Origin of the sequence: Phyllobacterium sophorae (assembly GCF_003010965.1) — a bacterium.
Taxonomy (GTDB): domain Bacteria; phylum Pseudomonadota; class Alphaproteobacteria; order Rhizobiales; family Rhizobiaceae; genus Phyllobacterium; species Phyllobacterium sophorae.
Window position 1 is genome coordinate 24,503 of the sequence record NZ_PGGM01000023.1, and the last position, 18,728, is coordinate 43,230.

General features: G+C 59.0%; 13 protein-coding genes and 3 pseudogenes. 9 read left to right on the forward strand and 7 right to left on the reverse strand.

What is annotated here, in order from left to right; genetic code table 11:
• Positions 1 to 97 precede the first annotated feature (97 nt).
• Together CU103_RS29850 and CU103_RS29855 are read left to right on the forward strand one after the other, a co-directional pair.
• Positions 98 to 277: pseudogene (locus CU103_RS29850) on the forward strand (helix-turn-helix domain-containing protein); the annotation flags it as partial.
• Between the two features lie 177 nt (positions 278 to 454).
• A complete protein-coding gene (locus tag CU103_RS29855; RefSeq protein ID WP_106667664.1) occupies positions 455 to 1,087 on the forward strand; it encodes a tyrosine-type recombinase/integrase in 633 nt (210 codons plus the stop codon).
• Between the two features lie 183 nt (positions 1,088 to 1,270).
• Here the strand turns inward: CU103_RS29855 and CU103_RS29860 are convergent, their stop codons facing one another.
• Positions 1,271 to 2,845 (reverse strand): winged helix-turn-helix domain-containing tetratricopeptide repeat protein, encoded by a 1,575-nt coding sequence (locus CU103_RS29860; RefSeq protein ID WP_106667665.1) that lies wholly within the window; start codon positions 2,843 to 2,845, stop codon positions 1,271 to 1,273.
• Positions 2,846 to 2,963: 118 nt separating this feature from the next.
• Here CU103_RS29860 and CU103_RS29865 point away from each other — a divergent pair, with 118 nt between their 5' ends.
• Both CU103_RS29865 and CU103_RS29870 read left to right on the forward strand, forming a co-directional pair.
• Positions 2,964 to 3,398, forward strand: a complete 435-nt coding sequence (locus tag CU103_RS29865) for a cupin domain-containing protein (RefSeq protein WP_106667676.1) — start codon at positions 2,964 to 2,966, stop codon at positions 3,396 to 3,398.
• A gap of 19 nt (positions 3,399 to 3,417) precedes the next feature.
• Positions 3,418 to 3,880, forward strand: a pseudogene (locus tag CU103_RS29870) (RidA family protein).
• 233 nt (positions 3,881 to 4,113) lie between these two features.
• On the opposite strand, the gene CU103_RS29875 reads toward CU103_RS29870, so the two are convergent.
• Positions 4,114 to 4,470, reverse strand: a complete 357-nt coding sequence (locus CU103_RS29875; protein WP_146147898.1) for a hypothetical protein — start codon at positions 4,468 to 4,470, stop codon at positions 4,114 to 4,116.
• 845 nt (positions 4,471 to 5,315) lie between these two features.
• Between CU103_RS29875 and CU103_RS31695 the strand changes: the two genes are divergently transcribed.
• A complete protein-coding gene (locus CU103_RS31695; protein ID WP_170117156.1) occupies positions 5,316 to 5,474 on the forward strand; it encodes a hypothetical protein in 159 nt (52 codons plus the stop codon).
• Between the two features lie 348 nt (positions 5,475 to 5,822).
• On the opposite strand, the gene CU103_RS29885 is transcribed toward CU103_RS31695, so the two are convergent.
• Together CU103_RS29885 and CU103_RS29890 are read right to left on the reverse strand one after the other, a co-directional pair.
• Entirely contained in the window at positions 5,823 to 7,706 is a 1,884-nt protein-coding gene (locus tag CU103_RS29885) for a peroxidase family protein (RefSeq protein WP_245449074.1), read from the reverse strand.
• Positions 7,707 to 7,906: 200 nt separating this feature from the next.
• Entirely contained in the window at positions 7,907 to 11,566 is a 3,660-nt protein-coding gene (locus CU103_RS29890) for an adenylate/guanylate cyclase domain-containing protein (RefSeq protein WP_106667668.1), read from the reverse strand.
• A 347-nt stretch (positions 11,567 to 11,913) separates the two neighbouring features.
• On the opposite strand from CU103_RS29890, the gene CU103_RS29895 reads away from it, so the two are divergent.
• The 4 genes from CU103_RS29895 to CU103_RS29910 all read left to right on the forward strand — a co-directional run bounded on the left by CU103_RS29895 (position 11,914) and on the right by CU103_RS29910 (position 17,341).
• Positions 11,914 to 13,518 carry an ABC transporter substrate-binding protein gene (locus CU103_RS29895; RefSeq protein ID WP_106667669.1) on the forward strand — a complete coding sequence of 535 codons (1,605 nt, stop codon included), beginning with the start codon at positions 11,914 to 11,916 and terminating at the stop codon, positions 13,516 to 13,518.
• Between the two features lie 150 nt (positions 13,519 to 13,668).
• Positions 13,669 to 14,634, forward strand: a complete 966-nt coding sequence (locus tag CU103_RS29900; protein WP_210203858.1) for an ABC transporter permease — start codon at positions 13,669 to 13,671, stop codon at positions 14,632 to 14,634.
• Positions 14,631 to 15,473 (forward strand): ABC transporter permease, encoded by an 843-nt coding sequence (locus CU103_RS29905; protein WP_170117157.1) that lies wholly within the window; start codon positions 14,631 to 14,633, stop codon positions 15,471 to 15,473. Before CU103_RS29900 ends, CU103_RS29905 begins: the two co-directional genes overlap by 4 nt.
• Before the next feature lie 8 nt (positions 15,474 to 15,481).
• Positions 15,482 to 17,341, forward strand: a complete 1,860-nt coding sequence (locus tag CU103_RS29910; RefSeq protein ID WP_106667670.1) for an ABC transporter ATP-binding protein — start codon at positions 15,482 to 15,484, stop codon at positions 17,339 to 17,341.
• A gap of 221 nt (positions 17,342 to 17,562) precedes the next feature.
• Here the strand turns inward: CU103_RS29910 and CU103_RS29915 are convergent, their stop codons facing one another.
• The 3 genes and pseudogenes from CU103_RS29915 to CU103_RS29925 form a co-directional block, all read right to left on the reverse strand.
• Complete coding sequence (locus CU103_RS29915) at positions 17,563 to 17,946, reverse strand: type II toxin-antitoxin system VapC family toxin (protein WP_106667671.1); 384 nt, start codon at positions 17,944 to 17,946, stop codon at positions 17,563 to 17,565.
• Entirely contained in the window at positions 17,943 to 18,143 is a 201-nt protein-coding gene (locus CU103_RS29920; protein ID WP_106667672.1) for a type II toxin-antitoxin system VapB family antitoxin, read from the reverse strand. Before CU103_RS29920 ends, CU103_RS29915 begins: the two co-directional genes overlap by 4 nt.
• A 367-nt stretch (positions 18,144 to 18,510) precedes the next feature.
• Positions 18,511 to 18,728, reverse strand: a pseudogene (locus CU103_RS29925) (homoserine dehydrogenase); the annotation flags it as partial.

Consider the following 18,728-nt stretch of genomic DNA (forward strand, 5'->3'; position numbering starts at 1 on the left):
ACGAGGACATCTCCCTGACTGCCAATTCAACACAGCGCTAGTGGCCATGTGCTTAGGCGCGATCTATTGGGCAGGCATGGGGCGCGTCGTGTTTGGCCAGAAGCAAGTCCGGCTGTTGCATGCGCGGACGCTTCTTATGGCCGGAGAAGGAAACGCTACTTCGGTGGCGTTCGGTGTCGGCTACGAAAGCCCGAACCAGTTCAGCAGGGAATATGCCCGACAGTTCGGTTTACCGCCATCCAAGGATGTACTACGTCTTCGAGGCGAGGCCGCGTAACTGTGCCTATGCGGGAGAAGTCCATTTTCGACCGCTTTGGGCTGTATTCCAGACCCTGGCGGTTTTGTGTCCGCTTTCATCTCGGTTAGCCAGCAGCGGACAGTCGGTAGTCGGCCCCGTGAATACTTAAGATCAAACGTTTTCTTGAGGGCCAATGGTGGCCGAAGGAGAACTCAAATGGGTATTGCACAATACGATCCTGCCGCATTGGGCCGACCGGCCTGGAACGCCGGCCGAAAAGTCGGCATCAAAAAACCCCTGAAGCAGCGCCAGATCTGGGCGATTCGCTTCTTCCTCGACCGGGAGGGGCGCATGAGAGATCGCGCGCTGTTTGATCTAGCAATAGACAGTAAGCTCCGAGGCTGCGATCTTGTTAAGATCAAAATCAGAACCCTCGTCACAGGTCAAGAAATTCGAACCCGCGCCATGGTCATCCAGCAAAAGACCGGTCGTCCTGTACAGTTCGAGATCACAGCCGACGTCAGGGCAAGTCTGCTTGCGTGGCTTGAACGGAGAGGTGGAACAATTGACGACTACGTCTTTCCCAGTCGAGTCGATCATTCCCATCATCTCAGCACTCGCCAGTATGCCCGATTGGTCGATGAGTGGGTAACTGCAATTGGGCTAAAACGCGAAGACTACGGGACACACTCGCTTCGACGCACGAAGGCCGCGATGATCTACAGAGTGACGGGCAATCTTCGTGCAATCCAGATCCTGCTTGGACATACCAAAATCGAGAACACGGTCAGGTATCTTGGTGTGGACATTGAGGATGCGCTGGAACTAGCGGAGCATACAGAGATTTGACAGAGTGCGGCCTCGCACCCAGCGGGGCCGTGCCTCTTGGGGAAAATGTTTCTGGTTCTAGCAGTTCGAGTGGGCGGCTATGCGCCCTATCCCAGCCATTCAATTAGGATCGCCCGATGCCCAAAGCTGTCGTTTAATTTGGCGATGATGAAGTCCACTTAGGGGTGGAAAGCGGTCGTTTGCCTAGACTTCAGGAAAGATGGCGTTACGACCGGAACCGGTCGTTTGATGTTCCGCTTCTCGCAGCAGGCCCTCGAGGCGGGTTGCCCATTCCTTGTTGCCATCTCTGAACGGACCAAGCGCATCGCCGGCAGGCTCCGGGAGATCGCCTGCAGCGGCGGCGAAGCGGCGAGCCTCCTGACTATGTCCCAAGGCCGTGTGGCAGCACGCCTGAATGCGGAGCAGCGCCGGCCAGCCAGGCCGCGCCTTTAACGCCGCACGCCCCGTGTCAAGCGCGCCCTCGACGTCGCCCGAAAAGAACAGCGCAAGGATCAAGAGACTGAACCAGACCGCATTCTGCGGATCATGGGGGTTGAGTTCGAGGCCGCGAGCCAGCGGCTTTCGCGCGCCGGCCGCATCGCCCACGAAAAGACGGGCCATGCCGAGGACGAGATACCCCAAGGCGAAGCTCGGACCAAGTTCGATGGACCGCTCCGCTGCAAGGATCGCCTGGTCAGCCCTGCCTGTGTAGGCCGAGACAATCGCCAGCGAATAGTGCGCATACGGATTCCGGGCGTCGAGATATATCGCCCGCAAGGCCGCATCGAGTCCTTCCTTCCCGTCCGCGGCGGGATTTTCCGTCCAGCCATAGGCGATGAGGCCTGCGTTGACCCGCGCCCGCCAGATCTGCGCCTCTGGAAGCAAGGGATCGAGCTCCGCGGCCTCTCGGAAGAATCGCCTTGCGAGAAGGTGGGTTGGCTGCGTTACCTTGTGAAAATTGAATGTACCTTGCCGTACAAGTTCCCAGGCGGTCACGTTGCCGGTGTGCGGGGCAACCTGAAGTCCATGCCGCAACAGCAGCTCGGGCTCAACTGCCGCTGCGATCCGCTCGGCGATGGCGTCCTGCACCGCAAATACCTCGGCCACCTGAAGATCGTAATGTTCGGACCAGACCGTGGCGCCCTTCATTGCGTCGGCGAGGTGCACCGATATCCGAATCCGATCGCCGGTACGCCGGATGGCTCCATCCACCAGAAAATCGACGCCAAGTTCGTTCGCGATAGACTTCGGATCCCTCGAGCCATTCCTCCTTGCGAAACTCGCCCCACGCGACGCGACACGGAACCATCGGAACCGAGCGAGCGCCATGATCAGGTCGTCGGCGATACCGTCGGCCAGATATTGTCTCTCGGCATCGCCGCCAAGATTCTCGAAAGGCAGTACTGCAATCGCGGGGCTGGATCTCGCCTCCCCATGCCCTTCGCTACCGGGTCCGTCGGTCCGGCTCTCCACCGGACCGGAGAATCTGTATCCGACCCGTGGGACCGTGACGATCAAGTCGCCGCCGTCTGATGCCGGGCCGAGCAGCTTGCGAAGGGCAGCAATCTGAACGGAAAGATTACTCTCCTCGACGGCGAGGCCCGGCCAAACGGCATCCATCAGCGTCGACTTGGCGACGACACGCCCATCTGCCGCGAGCAGAACGGCAAGCAGCGAAGCGCCGCGGGCGCCGATGGCGACAGGCCGATTGTCACGGAGAAGGCATCCGTTCTCGGTAATGAACTCGAAGGGGCCGAATACAAGGTGCTGTGCGTTCATGATTGGCAATGATACGCCCGTTTCGCAGTTTTTCGGAATTTTTCGGCGCTCGTTTAAGGACTTGTGCCGGCTCCGCGCGCAGATTCAGTTCCGTGCAGCAATTGAGGTGGTAGGAGCGATGAAGAACCAAGCAATGCAACCGAAAAATTCTCATGCATTAACCGCGGAAATCGTACGCGGGAGTGACAGCTATGTCGCCGAGCAGGGGTCTGTCTATCGCTCGGGAGTCTCGGCGGAGAGCGTCGGATCCAGCGAGCTGTGGCTCGGGATGATATCGCTACCCGCAGGGAGACGAACCAGCGCCCATCGCCATCAGGGACACGAGACGGCCCTGCTTATGACCGCAGGCAAAGAGATCGAGATTTGGTCGGGGGCCGGGCTCGAACGGTGCGAAAAGGTCTTCCCCGGCGACTACCTGTTCATTCCGGCCGGCGTTCCGCACGTGGCCGTCAATCGCAGCACGGAAACCGCCGAGTTCCTCGGTGCCCGCAACGACCCCGCAGCGAACGAGAGCGTCGTGCTGATGCCGGAACTCGACGACATCGTACCCTAATCAGGCCGGGTGGTGCGCCATGGCCATCATCGAACAACGTCTGGCCGCTATGGGTCTGGAACTGCCCGAGCCTCTGAAAGTTCGCGAGGGGCTGCGTATGCCTTTCGCCTGGGTCCTACATCTCGGGGCACGTCGCGTGCAACCAGGATGGGACATTGGCAAAACCCCTCGGCAAGGTCGGGACCGAGGTGTCGCCAGAGCAGGGTTACGCGTCAGCGCGGCTCGTTGCCCTGGCTCATCTCGCGAGCCTCAAGCGGGCTGTCGGAAACCTCGATCGGGTTACGGCTTGGCTGCGCGTCTTCGCCATGGTGAATGTTGCTCCGGGTTTCAATGAGACGCCGCTGGTCACAAACGGTTATTCCGATTTGATACTGGAGCTGTACGGGCCTGACGCTGGCGCCCACGCCCGTTCGTCCATCGGCATGGCCATCGCTTTGAATGCGCCCGTAAACTGCGAAGCGGAAGTGGAAATTGACGGGTGACGGCTTAGGGGTCGGTAGCTGCCGGACCGTAAAGCGCCCCATGTCGGTCATTCACATCGAATTTAGTGCCACCTGAAAGCAGACGTTGCCAGAGTGGGCCCTAAGCTTATGAACGATAGAACGTTGCGATCCGTGTTAAAGCCAACATCTGAAACTAAAAGAACCGAGCGTCGTAGGCAGTTAGAAGGGGCGGCGCGATCAAGGATGGCTTTGAGCTGATCCGCTCGGCGAAGTCAGTTTGTAAATCCAAGAATCTCGTCATGGAGGCCGGCGATCTGGACATTGAGCGCTTCGATAGCTTTCAGAATCGCTGCCGCCTCTGCCGGCGCGCTCTCGGGCAATTGGTCAAGGCCGTTGCAAGAATGCACGAGCTGCCCAAGCAGCCTGCGCAACCTGTCCTTTCCAAACTTACCGTAGATGATCGCGTCAAGCCGATCGGCAGCAGTCTTGCCACGGGCCTCTCGCAATGCGTCGCGATAGCCGCTCAATTCCTGCATGCTCATCTCGACGTTGAAAGCGGTAGCATCTTGGCTAGCCGCGATCGCGGCGATATCCTCGAGCGTACCAGTTCCGGCCGCGATTACTTCCAAATAACGTCGCGACCCCTGCGGCGCGAAACAAGAGACCAGCATTGCCCTTTCTCTGGACGTGAAATCGAATTGTGCCCGCCTCGATCCTGCACAAACCCCGCGCACATGACAGGTCCGGCAGGCAGGCCCCAGCCCGTAACCAGTCCGTTTTCTCCGTCTTGGTTTTCCAGTCCTTCTTTAGCCTGTACGCGCTCTGCGGAGGGGACCACTGTCGTTACGAGAAAGGTAAAGATGTCGGCCCGCGCCGCAACTCGTACTATTGGTTTAATTGTCTCAATATTGAAAATGGACTAAACTAACACCATTGAAGGGGAACAATCAGATACTATTCGCCGACAAGGTTTAAACCTATCGATTTTAAGAAAAATGGGACAGGTTAGTTCCGCTTCATCTCTTGTTCCATGTACCGGTCGAGGCAACTCGCGCCGGCAAAGATTGGAGATTTGTCATGCCAGCCAATTGGGCACCACTTCAGAAACTTTCGAACGGTCGAGTCGAGTGGCCGACGGGTCCGATGACGGGCCTCCACCCAAACTTTGAGCCCACGTGGGTCGAGGCCTGGGTAGTGCAGTCTACCACCGGCGCGAACCCAGCTGATACGATCTTGGCGGGACCCAGTCAAAGCACCGCCCAGAGTTCGTGGACAGGTTTTACGCCGAACCAGTGGACTGCTGCCGAGCCTGGGTGGAAAAGCGGAGACTTCTATGCCGGACCAGCATTGGGGATCTCGCTCCTGGCAATGCGCAATAAGACCACAGGGGATCATGAGTTCGATTGGTGGTTTCAGCCGATCACTCTATTTTAGAGCTCGGCAGCCGTTGAGCTACGCGTAGTTGGAGGATGAAATGGTCATCGATGACGAATTTATCAAAAAATTTGAGATGCAGATCGAAGCCATGAAGAATATGCAACAGAAGGTCGGGAAGGCGATCGAAGACGCCCAAAAGCAGGTTGAAAAACTGAGAGAAGCGAAAGGGCAATCTGTTGAGGACGTCTTAAAGTAAATGTAATGTCCTACCGTTCAGGACCGTGGTGGCTGGGATCGCTCGGTGGAAAGGACCCGAAGGCATATTCCACTTCGTCGGGAGAGTCGCGGTTGGACTCTGGTACCAATTTGACGCGCGCGGTCGCGTGCGCCTTGATGCGCAAAACATCGCACACCCCTGTTTTGGAAGAACAATTGGGATTTGAGTTCTTTACATCAGCAGTGTGGTTTGCAGCCCGGTATTCCCGGTTTCCGCTACTGGCATTGCCGGAGCGCAAGGCCGTGAAGTTATTGCGCGCGTGGTCTGCCAGCAAAGCTGAAGTCAGCGCGGCTGAACGTCCCGCCATCGGCGTTGTGAACGCGACCTCTATGGTTGCGTTACCCCGGCGAAGGTCACCAAGTCGGCCACCGTGAAGTCTCCGGCAGTGGACGAAGGCAGGATAGGTGTGAACCCGCCGGCGACGTTCAGATAGGACGAGGCATCCCTCTTCAAGATCCTGACAAACGTCTCCGCCACGATGCTGCCGCCGACCGGACCCAACTGATTTCCACTGTGGAGGACGGCGGCCTCACGCAGGACGTAATACCACAGGGGCGTCTTGCTCAGCAGCAAACCGCCGCTGGAATTCAGCACAGCCACTTCGGCCGCCGGCAATCCAGATGTCAATTGCGCCGTGGTCATAGGCGTGATGCCGAATGCGTTGGCCATGCCCTGTCCGCTCGGCAGGCCGAGAGCCAGAGCACGCCGGAGGTTGCGCGTGGCCAAAATCGCCATCATTCCCGCGAAACCGGGCAGTGATTCCAATCCATTAGCCATGAAGCTATCGATTTTACGGGCCTTGTTGTGAACCGGCACTGGCACTCCGGTATCAAAGAACGCATTGAAGTCGACGACCCAGTTTGAAAAGACCGGCAGCCGCGGATTGCGATTGAACTCGAAAACCTTTCCGAGTGTGGCATTCGGGAAGTTGAAATTCACCCAGTACGTATCGCGGACCATGCTGTGGCCGAACCGGTACGCTGCCACCGCGAACTCGACCGGCATTTGGAACGGACTGCCGATAGGAGCAGAAACGCTCGTCATTGCGTTGTTCACGGCGGTCGCTCCGCAGATTCTTTCCAGAAAGTCATGCACCACGGCCCATTGGTAGTGATGGGTCACGATTCGCTTGGCCTCTGCGAAGATGTCGCCCGCGAATGCTACTGCAAGCAGCAGGTCAACGACGGCATTATGGAAACGCAGCATCGCGTGCTGGAACTGGACGATGATCAGGTTTTCGTCGTTACGCGGATCACCGATTACGGCAGTGTTCGTACCCTGCATGCGGGGGACTTCCCAGTTCGTCTGCGGGACCATTCCTGATAGGTCAGCGTTGTTGCTGGGGCCGCCCGAGCCGGTAGGCGTGTTCGTGCCCCTGTGCAACTTGATTGCGGTGGCTGGACCGGATGCAGGAAAATCATAGAGAAACGGATCCAGGCCAGGCCCGCGACCGTAAACAGAATCCAAATCGAGCGCCGGGCTCCGCATGTTATTGATCGTATTCGCATCGGTTTCGGCGTCGAGAGTCGACGAGACGTCGAACGTGATGTCATGGTCCACGAACTGACCAAAATAAGTGAAGCCTGCCGGAATCGAAGATACGCCCGCGTCAGCAGGATTGTCAGATGCAGGATTGGGATCACGGCCGGCGTCTCCCATCATGTTACCGAGTTGGCCGAGGAGTGCTTGCGTGGCGAAATTGAATGGCAACTTCGTTGCCTTGCGGGTGGCTGGTGACGACATGTACCCAAAACGATCGGCGCAGGCGGAACTGAGCCGCGGGAACGGGAACCAGTAGAGCGGAATTTTGGCTCCGTGAAAACGTCGAAGTCCCGGCTTTAGGGCAGGGATAGACTCTCTGACGTCTTCCGGAAGTTTCTTGACGGTAAGGGTCGCCGGCTCGATGCGGTTTGCGCTGGCCAACAGCTGCTCTATCGAAACGGTGGGCCTCAGATCCATTTCGATCAGACGCCTTTGCAGCTTTGACAGGGCCATTGGCTTTTTGTTAACGAATCCCTTGGGAATGGATGTTCTCTTAAGAAATTCGCCAACTGGCCCGGGAATCTGGGAGGTCGCCGCGGCGTCGGCTTTATCGGGTTTTCGTTTCCTGGACTTGGTCGCTTTGGAAGCCTGTTTCGCTGGAGCACCCTGTTTCGTTGCCATACTTGACCTCTTCAAAATGATTTTAAGAAGCAGCATCACCCGCTCCATGGGAGAGGGGCATTCAACAAGCCGGATATCGGTTCACGCAGGATATGAGAACGAGAAGGGAAACGTTCGGAGAGATGTCGTTGCGTGAGGTTGGCGAACTCCCAACTCAGACTCGCGGGCGCTGATGAAACGCGCTTCCACCGACACCTTTTCCGCAGCACCCCCCCTTGCTGCATCTCCATTGCCGACTTCCTACAGTGTCACTTTTTGACGAGTTTGCCTAGCCGGCGTCGGGTTGCGGTCGCGGCGACCACGTTTCCCTTGAGCTCGTACAAATGCAATGCCTCTGACGCAGCGGCAATCGCATCGCTAAGTCGGCGGGGCGTCTCGAGCACGTGAGACAGGTCGACAAGTGCATCCGCGTGGTCGTTGACAAAATCAGTCGCTTCGGCAATCGCCAACGCCTCGCGGGCGAGCTTTTCCGCAACACGGGTCTTTCCCCTCCGCGCCAGCACACGTGCGCGCACGCGGCGCCAGCGGATCTGCGTAACCAGGTCGCCGCTCGCGGCCAGTTTTGAACTGAGCCTGGCAAATTCCTCGGCCTCCTCGTCTCGCTCCTGCTCCAGGATTATGACAGCAAGAGTTGCGGCCATCGTCGAGCGGAATGCCCGTTCGCCCATCTCTTCAAGAGCGCGGTATGCCGCATGCGCGCTTTTCTCGGCTGCAGCTGCGTTCCCGGCCATTAGTTCGACGACGGCCTCGTGCTCGGACGACGCCACGTAAAGTGTTAGGCCAAGGTCAGCGTAAGTGGCGTTGCTAGTCGCGATCAGTGCGCGGGCGTCCGCAAAGCGGCCGGCAATCGCGTTGAGGCATGCGAGTTGGCGGAGGATAGCTGCCTCTGACTCGGGGCTTTCGCGTACTTCGGCCCGCATCGCCTCACAGCGACGGATGCCCTCGGGGGCTGGGGTGGGGCCGAACCAGAGCGAAGACGCAATCCATGTGAGAATTTCGTGATACTCATGCAGATCGCTTGCTCGTCGGGCATGGCTCGCCGCACGCTCCCACGCCTCGGCGGCGGCCTCGCCGCGAGCTCCGTTAAAATGGAGCCACGCTTGGAGCCGTCTGGCGCGGCACAAGCCGAGGTCGTCTTCCAGTCGCTCAAAAATTGGGATTGCGAAGGTCGCCGCCTGTGCCGCCTTCTCCAGTCCGCCCTCCTCACCGAGGAGAAGCTGCAGGAACTGCCGCTGGACCAGGATACGTGCGACCAGGCCCTGGTCGTCGGCGATGGCAGCGAGCCGCTCCGCCTCGTCCAGCACGCGCCCAGCATCGTCAAGCCGTCCCCCTTCAATCAGCGCGCCGCTCAACTCTCCGAGCAACGCAATCCGATGTGAATCATCTGTGGGAAGCATTCGGCAAACCCGATCAAGCAGGCCAATTGCGGTGGGAAGATCGCCGCGGACAAGCGCTCGCCGCCCGGCTGCCTCAAGCCTTTCACTCGCCCGGGCAGCAAGTGAAGTCGTGTGCACGTCGCCCGGATCGAGCGAGATGCGGTACTGGAATGCCTGTTCCAGGTGGTAGCCGACAAATTCCTCGAATTCACGCAGCCGGTCCGCGGCCGTCAGTTCAAGCCAGGCCGCGAAACGCTCGTGCAGGTCGGCACGCGCGTTCTTCGGCAGGGAGCGATATGCAGCGTCGCGTATCAGGACGTGGCGGAAGCGGTAGGCCTTGTCTCCAGCGAACGTCGGTGTCTCCGGGCGGATCAGATCGCGGCGTACGAGTGCGAGCAAACCGTTTTCCAGTGTGTCGAACACTGGGCAGGCCAGTTCGCTGAGGGCACTGAAATGGAACGATGAGCCCTCAACCGACGCTGCAGTCAGAATGGCGCGCTCGAGAGGGGATAGACCCTCGAGACGTGCGGCGAGAAGCGCATTGATCGACGAGGGAACGGGTAGCTCCGCGAGTTCGGATGCAGGGACCCAGCCATCAGGCCCGCGGCGGATCACCGCGTCGTCCACAAGCATCGCCACCAGTTCCTCGGCGAAGAGTGCGTTGCCCTCAGCTGCGCCGGCGATTTTCGACTCGGCCGCGGGCGGCAGAGGCACGCGGCCGAGTAGGTTGTAGATCAGCTCGCGGCATTCCACGTCGCTGAGCCGCTCGAGAAAGATCGAAGTCGCGTTGCGCCTCCCCGCTCCCCAACCGGGATGTGTATCGAAAAGCTCTGTCCGCGCGATACAGATCAGCAGGATTGGAAAATCGCGCGAGAACTCTGCGAGGTACTCGATCAGTTCGATGAACGTCGACTCCGCCCAATGTAGGTCATCCACCACAACAACGAGGGGATGCCCTCGCGCCACTGCCTCAAACAGCTTGCGGACGGCCCATGCAGTCTCCTCGGTCGTCCCTTGTCCCGCGCCACCAAGTCCGATCGCCCCGGCGACGCGCTCAGCAATCAGCTCGGCTTTTTCTTCGCCCTTGAGCTGATCCCCGATCGCGGCTGCGAGCTTATCACCGGAGTCCAATCCCTCCGCGCGCGTGAGCTCTCGGATGATCTCAGCCAGCGGCCAATAGGTGATGCCCTCGCCATAGGCCAGACAGCTGCCGTGCAAAACCGTGATGTCCTCGGGGAGGTCGTTCTCAAACTCGCGCACGAGCCGCGACTTTCCCACGCCGGCATCGCCAAGAATGCTGACCAAATGGCAAGTCCTGTCGCCGAGCACATTCCGGAAGACTGTATCAAGCAGGGCTCGCTGGCGTTCGCGCCCGACGAAAGGCGAGTCGAAGCGGCGTGCAAGACCGGGTGCATTAGCGAGGACCTCTACCAGGACAAGGGCGGAGATGGTCTCTCCATGCTTGAGCTCGCGCGGCCCGCTTGGCCGAACGACAACCGCATCGCGCACGAGCCTATGCGTCGTCTCCGCTATCAGGATCTCACCCGGGGCCGCTGCCTCCTCAAGGCGCTTTGCGACATTGACGGCATCTCCGGCGACTGACGGATATCCCTGCATGTTGTTGCGGACTATCACCTCGCCGGTGTTGATGCCGGTTCGGTTCACAAGGCGGATACCCCAACCGGCTGCAAGCTCATCGTTGAGGACGCCAAGTTTTTCGCGAATCTCGGCCGCTGCCCGCACCGCGCGCACCGCGTCGTCTTCGTGGAGCTTCACGCCAAACAAAGCCACTATTGCGTCTCCGATGTTCGTTTCCACGATTCCACCATGTCGTTGAACAATGGCGTTCAGCTCGCCGAAGTGGCGGGTGAACACGTTCCGGAACGCTTCGGGATCGAGGGAGATGCCGAGCCCCGAGGAGACGACAATGTCGGTGAAAAGTATCGTAACTGTCTTGCGGGCGTCAGCACTCGGATCCGACGCTGTCGGCTTAGCCGGAGCCGAGGAACGGACCATCTGGTAGACTTTCACGGGCCGGGCGATGTTCTTGAGCTTCTGTTCGCCACCGTATTCGAAACGGACGTCTATCTTTCCCGCGAGTTGGTCGTACGCGGAGCCTGTAATCAACACGCTTCCTGGTGCGCAGAGTTGTTCAAGACGAGCGGCCACGTTGATGGTATCCCCCAGCAGATCGTCGTCCTCGACCACGACATCTCCAAGGTTCACGCCAATACGCAAGACGATCCGGCGTTCGTAACTCACGGGTTTCTGCCATTCGGCAACCTTTTCTTGCACCGCCGCGGCGCAGGCCACGGCATCGACGACCGAGACGAACTCTGCAATCAGCCCATCACCCATCAGATTGACGATGCGGCCGCGATGCTCGGCGAGCAAAGGTTCCATGAACGATTGCCGCAGATGTTTCAACGCGGCAAGCGTCCCGGCTTCGTCGGCCTCAACGAGGCCCGAATATCCGACGACATCTGCAACCAGTATTGCGGCGAGTTTTCGCCCGATCCGAGGCAATGTCATGTATCGGCCTCCGCGCGGGAGCTTTCCCCCACCAACAGTCATTCGGGAATGAAATAATAACCCATAGCCGCGAATGCGACGACTAGAATCGGACCCGCATCAGGTCAAATACAACTCGAAAAGCGACAGTTCGCGGTTGCCGATCCCTTACCGCGACGTTCAGTTGAAGACGAAAAGTGGATGTTTTCATTGCTCAAGCGCCGTGGGCTGCGATGATTAATATCGGTCACGCGAAGTCCGTTGCCGCATGCGGATATGCAGTCGCCCACAACCTCTTGAGGCTCGACTAGGAGGAGTGTACATTAAATCAACTTTGCATCTGTATTTTGCAAAAAACGGGGGAGCAAATGGACAAGCGGTTGACGCGACGTCGCGTTATGCGCAACGGGCTCGTGCTCACTGCCGCCGTCGCCGTGATGGGACCGCTCTCGATGGCGTCCCCGGCAGAGGCCGGGGAGTCAATCGATTCGATCACATTGGCGCTGCCCAGCATCCCCGAAAGGCTGTTCATTCCACAAGCTTGGTCGACCCAGGCCGGCGCGATATTATCGCTCGTCCAGGAAGGTCCCCTGACCTTCGGCGATGATCTTGCTCTTCAATCGGCGCTGGCCGACCGATGGGAACGGGTGGATCCGACGACGCTCAAGTACCACCTGCGAAGCGGCGTCAAATTCGGCGACGGTAGTCCGCTTACCGCTGACGATATCGTCGCAACGTTCAAATATCACATGAGCCCCGGTTCCCAGTCCTTGCTTGCCGCCTTCTATAATTCGGTGGAGAGCGTCGAGGCTACGGCTCCCGATGAGGTAAGCGTCAAATTGAAGGCGCCAAATGTACAGTTCGCCTTTACGCCCGCCCACATGGCGGGTTTCGTGTTCAAGAAGGAACAGCTCGCGGACACGAAGATCGGAACGGCCCAGGCCCTGCCGCTGGGGACGGGCCCATACAAGCTTGTCGAATTCGCTCCGACAGAACGGGTCGTGCTTGAGGCGCGCGACGACTATTGGGGGCCGAAGCCAGTCATCAAAAAAATCACGTTGAAGGCAATTGCAGACCGGCCGGCTCGACTTCTCGCCATGCAGCAAGGCGAGATCGACGGTGCCTTTGATCTCGCCATCTCCGACATCGAGCAGTGGAAGAAGCTGGAAAACGTCGACATCAAAACCGCGCCGTCGCTGGGAGTATACACGCTGACTCTCGACCATTCGATGCCGCCATTCGACGATATCCATGTGCGTCGTGCGGTAGCCTACTCGGTGGATAGGAAGGGCCTGGTCAAGGCGCTGCTCAAGGGCTACGGCGAGGCAGCGACCGCGCTGAACCCGCCTGAAATGTGGTCGGGAGTGCTGCCGGCCGAGGATCTCAGTGCGTTTTATGCGACTTTGCTGGACCATAATTCGTTCGATTTGAGCAAGGCGAAAGCCGAACTTGCACAATCCAGCCACCCGGACGGCTTTGACGTCACCATTCCCGCATCGAATTCCGATCCTTACATGATCGATATCATGCAGTCGGTGGTGGAGAATCTGAAGCAGATTGGTATCCGTGCAAGCATCAATCCGATCGACAACAACGCTTGGCTCGCACAGTACTTCCAACATGAGCATCTTGGCATGCAGATCATGGCGTACTATCCGGATTTCCCCGATGCGGCCAACTACCCATACCTCTTCTTCTCGAAAGATCAGGCCACGCAGGGTGGCATGAACGGATCGAACTTCAGGAACGACCAAGTCGATGCGTCACTGAAGATCGCCAATGAGAACCCCGACCGGAAGAAGCGCGCCGATGCATTAAAGGACGTGTTCAAGGTCGCCGACGATGACGTCGCCGTCGTGCCGATCTTCTGGCCGGACACGGCAATGGCGATCAGCAGCAAGTACAATTTCAGTGGCTATACCGCTTTCTGGTATAGTGTTCCGTGGGCGATCCGGGGTTTCGGTCTGAAGTAAGAGATCGCCGCGCGGGTTGGACACGGTTATTTTTATTGTTTCGCCATATGGATCTACGCCGAAGCATCCTACCCAGGATTGAAGGTGTCTACAAATGGACCTCTTTGAAGCGAGTCTGGGCCGTTTCGACCGGTATGTCGGGTGGCCCCGGTGACGGGCTCGAGCCTCATGGTGGTCGTCATGCGGCGGATCGCCGTGGCGATCCCGCTGCTTCTCGTCATCTCCTTCGGCGTTTTTGCACTTGTCCACATCGCGCCCGGCGACCCGGTGCGCTCCCTGCTAGGCGCGCGCACGTCAGACCCGGTAACGCTCGCCGCCATCCGTGCACGATACCACCTGGACGATCCGCTCCTCGTCCAATACGGGAAATGGTTGTCGCAGGTGATCCGAGGCGACCTCGGCGTCTCCATCCAGGGCAATCAGGCGGTGACGAGCATTATTGCGGGTCGCCTCGGCGTCACCGCCTTCCTAAGCTTGATGAGTACTATTCTCGTTCTCGGCTTAGGCATCTTGCTCGGCGCGGTAGCAGCCTTCCGACATGGCACTTGGCTTGACCGGTTGGTTGTCGCGTTCGGTGTTTTCGGCGTTAGCGCTCCCACCTTCGTCACGGGCATTTTCCTTCTCTATGTCTTTGGCGTCATGTTGCACTGGTTCCCGATCTTCGGTCCGGGAAGCGGCTTCCTCGACCGTGCCTGGCACCTGACACTTCCGGCGATTGCGCTTGCGATATCGGTCATGGCGATCGTCGTCAAAATCACGCGCGCAGCGATGATCGAGGAGCTGTCCCGAGACTACGTCATGTTTGCGCGAGCACGCGGCCTGAGCTCACGTCGCATTTTGTTTGCCTACGTGCTAAGGAATTCTCTCATTCCTGTAATCACGGCCGCTGGGCTGATTGTCGTCGGCATCGTGGCGGGCGCGATCTACGTGGAGGTCACCTTTTCGCTACCAGGTCTCGGCGCCTTGACGATCGATGCGATCCTGAAACGCGACATTCCGATGATTCAGGGAACGACGTTGCTTTTCGCTGCCTTCGTCGTACTGACCAACCTCCTAGTGGACGTGATCTATGCGCTCATTGACCCGCGCATCCGCTTCTGCAGAGTCGCGTCATGACCGCCCCAGCTATCGGCGAGGCACGAAGGAGGAATCAGCCGTTGCGCGTTCCAATCGTCATTCTCGTTGCGGTGCTGATCATCACGGCGGTCACGATCTGCGCCGTCCTTGGCGAGAGGATCGCACCCGATTCGCCCTTCGTCCAACGTCTGGGGGTTGGTGACACACTGCCTTCCCCAGCCCACATTGCGGGAACGGATCTACTCGGTCGCGATGTGTTATCGCGGGTGATCTACGGTGCGAGAACGGCTTTGGTCGGCCCGGTTGTGGTCGCCGCAGGAGCTTTCGCAATTGCGACCCTGCTTGGTCTCCTTTCGGGTTACCTTGGCGGCCTCGTCGACTCGGTGATCACCCGCTGGGTCGATTTCATGCTCGCGTTGCCGGCACCGCTCGTTGCGATCGTCGTCGTGGGTGTAATGGGAGGCGGATACTGGACCGCCGTCCTGGTTCTGGTCGTCCTATTCATTGCCCCCGATACGCGCATTGTACGCAGCGCGGTCCTCGAGCAACGACCGCGTCCCTATATCGACGCCGCCCGCTCTCTTGGTATCTCGAAGAGGCGCATCCTGTTCGTGCACATCCTCCCCAACATCGCACCGATCATCCTCGCATATGCTGTCCTCGATTTTGGCTTCGCGCTGGTCAATCTCGCCGGTCTGTCTTTCCTTGGCCTCGGTGTGGAGCCTGGAACCCCCGACTGGGGCAGAATGCTCTTCGAGAACCGCAATATCCTCTTCTCCAATCCGGTTGCGCTGCTCTTGCCCGCAGGAATGATCATCCTTACCGCGGTCAGCATGAACCTCATCGGCGACTGGCTGTTAGAACGGTTTGCCAAGTGAATACCGCGGTGGGGCGCACTTATCGGGAGGGTCCGCTCCTCGAGGTCAAGGGGCTAACGATCTCACATGGCGCGATCCCCATTACGACGTCCGTCGACATCGTGTTGAAGCGGGGAGAGACCATCGCGATCGTCGGCGAATCCGGGTCCGGAAAATCGCTCACGGCAAGAGCAATCGCCGGCATATTGCCGCCTGGCATGAGTGCCACCGGCGCTGTCACACTCGACGGCATCCCCCTGATGCGGGTTAGCGAGAGTGAACTGCGAAAGATTCGCGGGTTTCGAGTGTCGATGCTTATGCAGGATCCGTTCACGATGCTGAATCCGCTTATGCTAGCCGGCGACCACATTGATGAAATGCTGCGCCACCGGCCCGAATTTGCGTCTCGTGCTGCAAGAGCGGAGGAGGTTAAACGACGCCTCGCGGAAGTCGGCATCGTGGATGAGGATGTAGCTCGCCGCCTGCCATTCCAGCTATCGGGAGGAATGTGCCAGCGTGTTGCACTTGCCGCCGCGCTTGCTCGCGATCCGGAGCTACTGATTGCCGATGAGCCCTCGACGGCGCTCGACGTAACCACTCAGGCGGAGATCATCAAGCTCCTTCGCCGTGTCCAGCGCGAGCGACACATGGGCCTCATTCTCATTACGCACAACCTGCGGCTCGCGTTCTCGACCTGCCAGCGGATCTATGTCCTCTACGCCGGCTCTATCCTGGAACTCGGTGACGCCGCAGCTGTCGAGAGTCAGCCCTTTCATCCCTACACTTTGGGCCTCCTGCTCTCGGAGCCGCCGGTCGATCTACGCGTGCCCCGGCTGCCTGCGATCCGTGGGTCAGTGCCGCGCGCGGGCGATGTTGCCTCCAGCTGTGCTTTCGCCGACCGATGTGACTGGGTAAAAGAGATTTGCCGGACCGGTAAGCCGCCGCTCGCCGCCCGCGAGGCGAGCCGGTTCACAGCATGCATCCGCCAGCACGAGATTCAGGGCGAACTCGACGCTCTGCGCACGGCAGCGGTCCTCGCGGCGCCGCCGATAACGAGGCCTCACGGAGAAACGGCCGGGGCGCTCGTTCGCGTGGACTTGCTCGCCAAGACATTTGCCGCCAAGCGGCGCCGTCCGATCTACGCTGTAAAGAGCGTATCGCTACATGTGATGCCGGGTGAAAGTGTCGGCCTGGTCGGCGAATCCGGCTCAGGCAAGACCACGCTGGGGCGCTGTCTCGTCGGCCTCGAAACCCCGACTGCTGGCAAAATTCTCGTTAACGGCATTGCGGCAGAGGATTTTGGAGCCATGACGAAGGTAGACCGCGCCCTTGTTCGGCGGACAATTCAGATGGTTTTCCAGGATCCGTATTCGACACTGAATCCCAGGCACAGTGTCGGTCGAGCCTTGGGGGAGGCGCTTCAGGCGTGCGCAGGCGCCACAAGCGCGGCGACACCGGAAAGGATTGCGTCACTGCTGGAGGAAGTCGGCTTGTCTCCCGCCTACGCCATGCGCCGTCCCGCGACGCTTTCGGGTGGCGAGCGCCAGCGAGTGGCCATCGCACGTGCACTTGCGGTCAAACCGGCAATTCTTGTTTGCGACGAACCAGTATCCGCGCTCGACGTCTCGGTGCAGGCGCAGGTGCTCAATTTGTTCAGGCGCCTCCAAGTTGAACGCGAGCTCTCCTATCTCTTCATCTCGCACGACCTGGCGGTCGTCCGCCAGATCACCGAGCGCATCTATGTCCTCTATCTCGGCGAAATCGTCGAGGAGGGACCGACGGAGAGGGTCATCGAAAATCCGCACCACCCATATACACGTCGCCTAGTTGAGTCGATCCCGCGCTCAGCATTACCAAGGCCTCCATGCCCAGGAGATATTCGTACTTAGGCCAGCCGTATGAAAGTGCGCAGAGCTGCGGCTCAGCGTAAGCAGTGTCGGGACCGATCCCTAAAGCAAGAGTGGAACGCGCTTACCCGCTCACGGCAGCTATCCCATTATCGCGCTCCAGAACCAGTCAGTCTGGTTCCGGCCCCAAATCGGTCATTCAATCACCCCTGGCTGATGTCGGCTGCTGGGCGTTTGAAATAAGGGGCTTTGGTTTGGCAATTTTAGTTGGGATGATTTACGGGTAGGTGCAGTGAAGGGCCTGCCTTTTCGGCCGCTGCTCTTAGGCGCTTGTCTCTGGTCCATAAGGTCGCTCGCTGGTCAAGGAGGACGGATGCCAGCAAGTGAGCATCGGTGTAGCCAATGCCGATGCTGAAAAGACTGTGGCGATCGATCATTGTCATGACTTCGTCGTGCGTGGCGACAACCGCCGCGCGCTGCGCAGCCAGAAAAGCGATCACGCTGCCGCGATCCCGAAGGCTGCCAAGCGCCAGCTCACCGATCACGGCTGGGTGGCAAAGTAAGAGGTCGTCTTCAATAATCCTGCGCAGCTCCGTATCAACACGACGAAAATGATCAATCCAGATCGAGGTGTCCGCGAGTATCACTTGGCCGCTGCGCTCCGGCGGCGCGGAGCCGCCTCGGCATCGGGCATAGTTCCTCCGAGCGCGATGAGGCGCTTTCCGGACTCCACACGGACAAGCGTTTCCAACGCCTGGCGCACCAGGGCCGCAGTTTCATTTGTACCGGTCAGGAACCTAGCCTTCTCCATAAGCGTGTCGTCGAGGTTAATAGTCGATCGCATGATGTAGCTCCCTAATTGAAGCGCGGAAAATAGCACCATTTGGTGATAAAATCTATGCCGGTTGCAGCATTTCTATGCCGTGCGGTCACTGATGCGGCATCGAAAATTTCTTACCCGGAGGGTCAAAGCTCAAGTGCTATTGACTATTTACATGCTGGCCGATCTACCATCATAAATGGTGGGCTCACGGTTCCTATCCTTTCAAGGCGAAGGCAGTTTTGCACAGATAATTTGCGCCCGGAGGAATAACGAGTTTTGTGTAAAGGTTTGTTTTCATATCGAAATATGATCTCGTTACGAGACCGAAATATATAGCCGTCCTGTTCTTGCGATCAGGACGGCCATAAAGACTTTCGTTGCCCCGCGCTCACGCGCCGTAGACGAGCTTGTCCTGGCGGGCCCTGAGTTCGACGATCTTCGAGCCCGCGGCCGGGACAGCATTGGCGCTGGTGATGAGTGCACCCTTGGCGATCGGGGCGGTGACGCTGCCGCCCTGCAACAGGCCGCAGGGGATGGCGCCGGCGCTGCGGGCTTCCCCCGCCGTCATGATAAAGGCGCGGTAGCAATATTCGCCGATCGCATCGA

Coding starts and splice junctions, on each gene's coding strand:
- CU103_RS29895 (WP_106667669.1), top strand. CDS start 11,914: ATGGACAAGCGGTTGACGCGACGTCGCGTTATGCGCAACGGGCTCGTG.
- CU103_RS29855 (WP_106667664.1), top strand. CDS start 455: ATGGGTATTGCACAATACGATCCTGCCGCATTGGGCCGACCGGCCTGG.
- CU103_RS29860 (WP_106667665.1), bottom strand. CDS start 2,845: ATGAACGCACAGCACCTTGTATTCGGCCCCTTCGAGTTCATTACCGAG.
- CU103_RS29920 (WP_106667672.1), bottom strand. CDS start 18,143: ATGCGATCGACTATTAACCTCGACGACACGCTTATGGAGAAGGCTAGG.
- CU103_RS31695 (WP_170117156.1), top strand. CDS start 5,316: ATGGTCATCGATGACGAATTTATCAAAAAATTTGAGATGCAGATCGAA.
- CU103_RS29905 (WP_170117157.1), top strand. CDS start 14,631: ATGACCGCCCCAGCTATCGGCGAGGCACGAAGGAGGAATCAGCCGTTG.
- CU103_RS29865 (WP_106667676.1), top strand. CDS start 2,964: ATGAAGAACCAAGCAATGCAACCGAAAAATTCTCATGCATTAACCGCG.
- CU103_RS29890 (WP_106667668.1), bottom strand. CDS start 11,566: ATGACATTGCCTCGGATCGGGCGAAAACTCGCCGCAATACTGGTTGCA.
- CU103_RS29885 (WP_245449074.1), bottom strand. CDS start 7,706: ATGGAGCGGGTGATGCTGCTTCTTAAAATCATTTTGAAGAGGTCAAGT.